We start from the raw sequence: 6793 nt of genomic DNA on the forward strand, positions 1-6793 counted from the left end.
TTATCTAAAATCATAATTTTTTATACAAGATTCTGTTTACTCCACAAATTATAATACTCGCCTCTTTGCTCTAATAAATCGAAATGACTTCCTGATTCTACAATACTGCCGTCTTTCATCACCAAGATCATATCAGCATTGGCAATGGTACTTAATCTATGTGCGATTACAATTATTGTTTTTCCCTGAGATTTAAAATTATCGATCACATCTTTTACCACTTTCTCCGAATGTGTATCTAAGGCTGATGTTGCTTCATCCATTAATAATATTTCCGGATCCTTATACAAAGCTCTGGCAACGGCAACTCGCTGTTTTTGTCCACCTGAAAGCATCGTTCCGTTTTCGCCTATTTGAGTTTCAAAACCATTTGGTAATTTCTCTGCGAATTCTGTAATGCCTAATTGTTTTGACAAGTCCAAAACGCGTTGCACATTAGGAAAAGAATCTCCTAATGCAATGTTTTCTATAATACTGCCTGAAAATAAATTAAGCTGCTGCGGAATCACGCCAACAAATTTTCTTAGACTTTGATAATGGATAAACTGTGTGTCGTACTCTCCGATAAAAATTTTCCCTTCTTTAATTGGATATAAATTTTGAAGAAGCGAAATCAACGTTGTTTTTCCACTGCCACTTTCTCCTACAATTGCTGTTGTCTGATGTTTTTTAAATATGGCATTAAAGTTTTTAAATACCTCAACTCGTGATCCATAACAAAAAGAAACATTTTCGAATTTTATATCTCCAAGATTTTCCGGTTGTAATTCGATTTTGTTCTCTGTTTCTTCTCTTTCTAAGTCCATAATTTCGAAGAGTCGATCAGCCGCAATTAAGGCACTTTGCGCTGTTTTATTCATCCCGATTAAAGAAGAAACAGGCGAAGTAAAATAACTTATTAAGGAATAAAACGAGAACAATTCTCCTGGTGTAATTGTTCTGTCTATTACATAACCGGATCCTATCCACATTAAAATTACAGTAAAAATAGAAGCTAAAAACTGTGTAGAAGCATTTCCAAAAATACCGCTTAAGCCCGATTTATAGCCTGTAAATAAAAGTTTTACAAATTTATTTTCTGTTTTTAAGTTTGAAAATTCTTCAATACCAAATTCTTTTACGGTTCTGATATGCGTTATACTTTCGACTAATTGCGTCTGTAATTCCGCTCCATCTTCCATAATCTTTCGTTCGTATTTTTTATTGAATTTATTTAGTCCAAAATAAATCAAAGCATAAAACGGGATTACAAGAAGTATAACTAACGCCAGTTTCCAATAATAAGTAAACATTAATACGAATGAAAAAAACACTATAAAAATATTTACAATCATTTCGATCGCAACTTCATTTATAAAAGATCGAATTTTTACGGCATCATTTATTCTTGACGTAATTTCCCCTATTTGCATTGTATCGAAGAAACGTTGGGGTAAATGCAATAAATGTTTGTAGTACCCCAAAATTAATTTAGCATCAATTAACTGTCCTGTTTTCATGACAAAGACGCTTTTTTTGGCGTAAATAAAAGTTTGCAGCAAAATAATTACGATCATAGAAATACTCAGTAAATTAAGCAGGTTTATATTGCCATCAACAAGAACATAATCTGTAATCTTTTGAATGTAAATAGACATTGCCAATCCTAATACAGTAAACAATATCGCTCCTACCAGAGCCTGAAGTAAAATGGTTTTATGAGGCTGAATTAAATTCCAGAATCTTTTTAAGGGTGATGTTTTTTCGTCGACTATTCTAAAATCGTCATTTGGTGCAAAAAGAACCAATACGCCCGACCATAATTCCTGAAACTTTTCTAAGGTATACGTCTCCATTCTGCCAAAAGCAGGATCCATTACCGTGATTTTAGATTTATCAACTTTATAAATCACCACATAATGTTGTATTTGTTCTTTCGTAACAATGTGTGCAATGGCAGGGAGCGGAATTTTATCCAGAGAATCTAAACCTCCTTTTACTCCTTTTGCAATGAAGCCCATTTTTTCAGCAGCTTCGATAATTCCCAGTACGTTTGTACCGCGTTTATCTGTATTGGCATATTGACGAATTCTTGCTACAGGAATATTAACCTTGAAATGGTTTCCGATAGAAGATAGACAAGCAGCACCACAATCTTTAATATCATGTTGTTTTATTTTTATTGAAGCCATTTTATTTTTTAGTTGCAATTTGTTTTGGGTTTAACCAATCGTCTATTTTGTCAAATAACAAATCGAATAAACTTCTGTGTGTTATTAAATATCTTGTTGTTAAGGTCATACCTTTAGAAACGCTGGCTTTATAACCAGACTTTAATTGTAACGTTTTTGAATTCAGAGCACATCTTACTTTAAAAAAAGCTTTTTCGTTTTGCATCGTCACATTACGATCAATATCGATTACTTTTCCATCCAGTAATCCCCATTGATTATAGTTGAAAGCGTCTAATTGAAATTTTACAATTTGGTCATTAGAAATAAGCCCAATATCATTTGGAGAAACCGTGCACTCTACAATAAGATGATCTGGCGAAGAAATTGTTGCAATAGACTGCGAAGCATTTACAAAAGAGCCTTCCTGAATACCGGAATAGTTTTCTATTGTACCGGAAATAGGTGCTAAAACGACATAATTGTTCGATTCTGCTTTTATTTTGGCAACCGTTCCGTCTAAATTTTTTAAACGTTCCTGTAAATCTCTTTTCTGATTTTCCCACGCTGCTTTTTGCCCGCTTATAAAACTTTGTATTGCCTGTTTGGCTAAACGTAATTCGTATTCTTGCTTTTCAAACTCTGCTTTGGCAATAATGTCTTTTTCGTATAATATTTTATTACGACTGTAATTTATCTCTGCTTGCGAAACTTTGCTTTGCAATTCATTTTTACCGGACTGAAACTTTAGTAAATCTTCTCTTGCTGTTGAAGTTGCTAAGTGATTTACTTTATTTTGCAACAAATTAGTAATATCAGTAAGTAATAAAGATACTGAACCGGATAATTCATCTTGCGTTTTTTTATCACTGTCGAGATTTTCAGTAGCGATTTTTAAGAGTGTATCTCCTTTTTGTACAAACGCATTATTCTTTAAAGCGATCCAGGTAACCCTTCCGCTTATTACTGTCGAAACAGGAACATTTTCTACTTTACTACGTATAATACCGCGACTCTGACTGCTGATATCAATTTTTACGACAGGCAGCAATATTAAAAAGACTATAATAGCAAGTATTATGATTAAATAGATCGAAAAGCTTTTTGTTTTGTTTTTAACAACTAGATTTTCAAGCGTGTTTATTGGATCTGAGCTAAAATTCATTTATTAAGGTGAATTTGTTTTTAAGAAGTAAAGTTTATTCTATATAAAGTTTTATTAAAAAGCATGTAAACTTATTTTAGTGTGCTAAATTTTCACCGAAGACAATTCCTCTAGTAAAAATGTAAATACTCAATGAGAGAAGAATAGCCAATAAAAGAAACAGGATGAAGTATGTTTTAATTTTCATATTCTATAAAAATTTAATATAATTAAGGGACCTTGAAGATCCCTTAAAAAATACTCTACCTCATTCAAGGAAATAACTTATTTCTTAATAACCTTGTACTTTAGGTATATATATCCAATTAAAAGAAAAAGGAATCCTCCATCAGTTTCTTTTGCTTCTTTAACACTTAATTCTGTTACGTTTAATTTTTCTAAATTCATGGTTTCAATTTTTAAATAGTTAATATTATATTCTAACAAAATCATTTTCTCGAGAATTTTTATTTTGTCAGTACAAACTTATAATAGTTCCGTCCAATAAAATTGGACGCTATAAAAACTGCAACAATTTTATTTTCATTTTATATAAAGCTGATATACAATTAAGGGATCTTAACGATCCCTTAAAAAAATACTCTACCTTTTATAACTAATGTTACTTTTTCGGGCAAGGACAAGGATTGTAACAGCTGCCTGCTCCACTTAATAACAACAACAATAATAATAAGTCGTAAGAAGGTGCTGGATAATAAGGCACTGGATATCCAATTTGTACTCCACCTCCATCGATTTCTCTTGCTTCGTTAATGCTTAATTCTGTTAATTGTAAATTTTCTAAATTCATGGTTTCAATTTTTTAAATGGTGAATTAATGTGTTTTAACAAAATCATTGTCTCGAGAACTTTTTTGTTACTGCAAATTTACCATCGCTCCGTCTAATAAAATTGGACGCAAATGAAAGCCCCCATAAATTTCTTTTAATTCATCACATGTAATTGTTTTTAGAGAGTAGTTGAGTATTAATTCATATGATGATTCATAATAAAAGCTCTCTCTTTTTTTACAGTACCGTACTGGTGCATCGAGTTCCTTAATGAAATCCAGCATATTGTAAAGCTGGCTTCTGCTTAATCCGATTTTTTTTGCAAAAGTGGTTGGTGAACCTGTTCTCTCTGCACTAATCAATTGATGTATTGTATTGATCCTCTCCATCTGCTTAATAAAATTCATAACGTATTGTAAATTAAAATCTAACATCATTTATCAAAAAAAACTTATATTTGAAAACCGATTCAAAATAACTTTAAGTTTCTCAACAATTACTTCGATTAGTTTCAAATTTCAAATTAAGACCTTTATAACGTCAAACATTATCATAATAAGACTTTTAACATTATGATTTTTGGAGATTTTTAAAAAAATTAAAATACTGAAAATCAATAATTAACGTTTTATAAAAAACTTCTCACTACAAGATTTATCCAAATTTTACTTATTGTAACAAATTTGGAAGAGTTCAGTCTAACTCCATAAGTTTAGTGTTAGAACTGTCATTTTTGGATTTTTTATGCGCTTTGTTTTACAGTACGCTTACCAATCCTTTTTTAGCGATGCAGAAAATCGTTTACTGCAAATTTTCACGAAAAAAAGAACCGATTCAATTTTATTGCAGGTAAGAAGTATTTATTAACAAACATTTAAAACCTTATGTATTATCTTGCACTAACAAATTAAAATAGAAACGTTACTTTTGTGCGTTAATTTACGAACTAAAAATACAAAATGGATATAGTTATCAAACTCTCTCAATTTCTATTGAGTTTATCTTTACTTATTATTCTTCACGAATTAGGACATTTTATTCCTGCTAAATTGTTTAAAACAAGAGTCGAAAAATTCTACTTATTTTTTGATGTTAAATACTCTTTACTAAAAAAGAAAATCGGCGAAACTGAATACGGAATCGGATGGTTGCCATTAGGAGGTTACGTAAAAATTTCGGGAATGATCGACGAAAGTATGGACAAGGAACAAATGGCACAAGCGCCACAACCTTGGGAGTTTCGTTCTAAACCGGCTTGGCAGCGTTTAATCATTATGTTAGGTGGTGTAACGGTAAACTTTATCCTGGCTTTTATTATTTATATAGGAATGGCATTTGCTTACGGTGATACCTATGTTGCTAATGCAGATTTAAAAGATGGTGTTTACATCGAAAATCCTGTAATGCTAAAAGCGGGTTTTAAAACCGGAGACAAACTAATCTCGATTGACGGACAGAAAGTTGAAAATTTCGACAATGATCTGAACATGAAAATCATCATGGCGAAACAAGTTTTGCTGGAAAGAAACGGACAAGAAGTAAGCGTTACTATTCCTAACGATTTTGTTGACCAATTATCAAAACATGAAAAAGGAACTCTGATTGGAATCAGAATGCCGTTTGCCGTTGGTAAAGTGATGGAAGACTCACCAAATAAAGAATTAAAGGCAAAAGATTTAATTTTAAGTATAAATGGTCAGAAAGTAAAATATTATGACGAAGCGAAAGTTATTTTAGAGGCTAACAAAGGAAAAACAGTTCCTGCTGTAGTGTTACGTGATCTAAAAGAAACTCCGGTTGCTGTAAACATTTCTAAAGACGGAAAATTAGGTATTGGTGTTGGTAGCTTAGGTATGGAATCTTTAGAGAAATTAGGATACTATAAAATCAGTACTAAAGAATACAGTTTCTTTGAATCTATTCCGGTTGGACTAACAAAAGGTAAAGACCAATTAGTAGGTTACGGAAAACAATTAAAAATGATTTTTAATCCAGAAACAAAAGCATACAAACAAGTAGGTGGATTTGCAGCGATTTTTAACATTTTCCCTAACACTTGGAGCTGGGAAATCTTCTGGTCTATTACCGCTTTATTGTCGATTATGCTTGGAGTAATGAATTTATTGCCAATTCCGGCTCTTGATGGTGGACATGTAATGTTTTTATTATACGAAATTATTAGTGGCCGTAAACCGAGCGATAAATTCCTTGAAAACGCACAAATGGTTGGTTTCGTATTACTTATAACATTGCTTTTGTTTGCTAATGGTAACGATATCTATAAGGCAATTGTGGGCAGATAAAAAAAACTAATAAAAAGTGTCAAAATATTTTTGAGAAACTAAAAATTCGATTATATTTGCACTCGCTAAAAAGAGCAACAACTTCCTCCTTAGCTCAGTTGGTTAGAGCATCTGACTGTTAATCAGAGGGTCCTTGGTTCGAGCCCAAGAGGGGGAGCAACTTTTTTTAGCAAACATATTTACCTTTAAGGTGATTCCTCCTTAGCTCAGTTGGTTAGAGCATCTGACTGTTAATCAGAGGGTCCTTGGTTCGAGCCCAAGAGGGGGAGCTTATTAAATACCACTTGCAAATTGTAAGTGGTATTTTTTTTTGCCGTATTTTTATAGAAACGTATTTATATGCTTTGTTTACATTGTTTATTTCGAGACTATAAACAGCAGAAATGGGATCAATACAAAAACCTG

The 6793-nt window shown here is 32.0% G+C and carries 6 protein-coding genes and 2 tRNA genes; 3 read left to right on the forward strand and 5 right to left on the reverse strand.

Annotated features, from left to right (window positions below; translation table 11 throughout):
• Nucleotides 1–20: 20 nt before the first annotated feature.
• The 5 genes from B0A66_RS21545 to B0A66_RS21560 all read right to left on the reverse strand — a co-directional run bounded on the left by B0A66_RS21545 (nucleotide 21) and on the right by B0A66_RS21560 (nucleotide 4474).
• Nucleotides 21–2171, reverse strand: coding sequence for a peptidase domain-containing ABC transporter (locus tag B0A66_RS21545; protein ID WP_089051915.1), 2151 nt, complete (start codon nucleotides 2169–2171; stop codon nucleotides 21–23).
• A 1-nt stretch (nucleotide 2172) separates the two neighbouring features.
• Nucleotides 2173–3315 (reverse strand): HlyD family secretion protein, encoded by a 1143-nt coding sequence (locus tag B0A66_RS21550; protein ID WP_089051910.1) that lies wholly within the window; start codon nucleotides 3313–3315, stop codon nucleotides 2173–2175.
• Nucleotides 3316–3579: 264 nt separating this feature from the next.
• Nucleotides 3580–3702 (reverse strand): class IIb bacteriocin, lactobin A/cerein 7B family, encoded by a 123-nt coding sequence (locus B0A66_RS22770; protein WP_123868282.1) that lies wholly within the window; start codon nucleotides 3700–3702, stop codon nucleotides 3580–3582.
• Between the two features lie 214 nt (nucleotides 3703–3916).
• On the reverse strand, nucleotides 3917–4105 hold the full coding sequence (locus B0A66_RS21555; RefSeq protein WP_089051911.1) for a hypothetical protein: 189 nt from the start codon (nucleotides 4103–4105) through the stop codon (nucleotides 3917–3919).
• A gap of 66 nt (nucleotides 4106–4171) precedes the next feature.
• Nucleotides 4172–4474: a hypothetical protein gene (locus B0A66_RS21560; RefSeq protein ID WP_244283572.1), complete on the reverse strand. Its 303-nt coding sequence runs from the start codon at nucleotides 4472–4474 to the stop codon at nucleotides 4172–4174.
• Nucleotides 4475–5044: 570 nt separating this feature from the next.
• On the opposite strand from B0A66_RS21560, the gene rseP reads away from it, so the two are divergent.
• From rseP to B0A66_RS21575, 3 genes are all read left to right on the forward strand, one after another.
• Entirely contained in the window at nucleotides 5045–6388 is a 1344-nt protein-coding gene (gene rseP / locus B0A66_RS21565) for an RIP metalloprotease RseP (protein ID WP_089051912.1), read from the forward strand.
• Nucleotides 6389–6471: 83 nt separating this feature from the next.
• Nucleotides 6472–6545: transfer RNA gene (locus B0A66_RS21570), tRNA-Asn, on the forward strand.
• A gap of 38 nt (nucleotides 6546–6583) precedes the next feature.
• Nucleotides 6584–6657 (forward strand) — tRNA-Asn (locus B0A66_RS21575).
• Nucleotides 6658–6793: the final 136 nt, after the last annotated feature.

Origin of the sequence: Flavobacterium hercynium, from assembly GCF_002217285.1 — a bacterium.
Lineage (GTDB): Bacteria > Bacteroidota > Bacteroidia > Flavobacteriales > Flavobacteriaceae > Flavobacterium > Flavobacterium hercynium.

Excerpts from the sequence above, each read along its gene's own strand:
- B0A66_RS21545 (WP_089051915.1), bottom strand. The coding sequence starts at position 2,171 with ATGGCTTCAATAAAAATAAAACAACATGATATTAAAGATTGTGGTGCT.
- B0A66_RS21550 (WP_089051910.1), bottom strand. The coding sequence starts at position 3,315 with ATGAATTTTAGCTCAGATCCAATAAACACGCTTGAAAATCTAGTTGTT.
- B0A66_RS22770 (WP_123868282.1), bottom strand. The coding sequence starts at position 3,702 with ATGAATTTAGAAAAATTAAACGTAACAGAATTAAGTGTTAAAGAAGCA.
- B0A66_RS21555 (WP_089051911.1), bottom strand. The coding sequence starts at position 4,105 with ATGAATTTAGAAAATTTACAATTAACAGAATTAAGCATTAACGAAGCA.
- B0A66_RS21560 (WP_244283572.1), bottom strand. The coding sequence starts at position 4,474 with ATGGAGAGGATCAATACAATACATCAATTGATTAGTGCAGAGAGAACA.
- rseP (WP_089051912.1), top strand. The coding sequence starts at position 5,045 with ATGGATATAGTTATCAAACTCTCTCAATTTCTATTGAGTTTATCTTTA.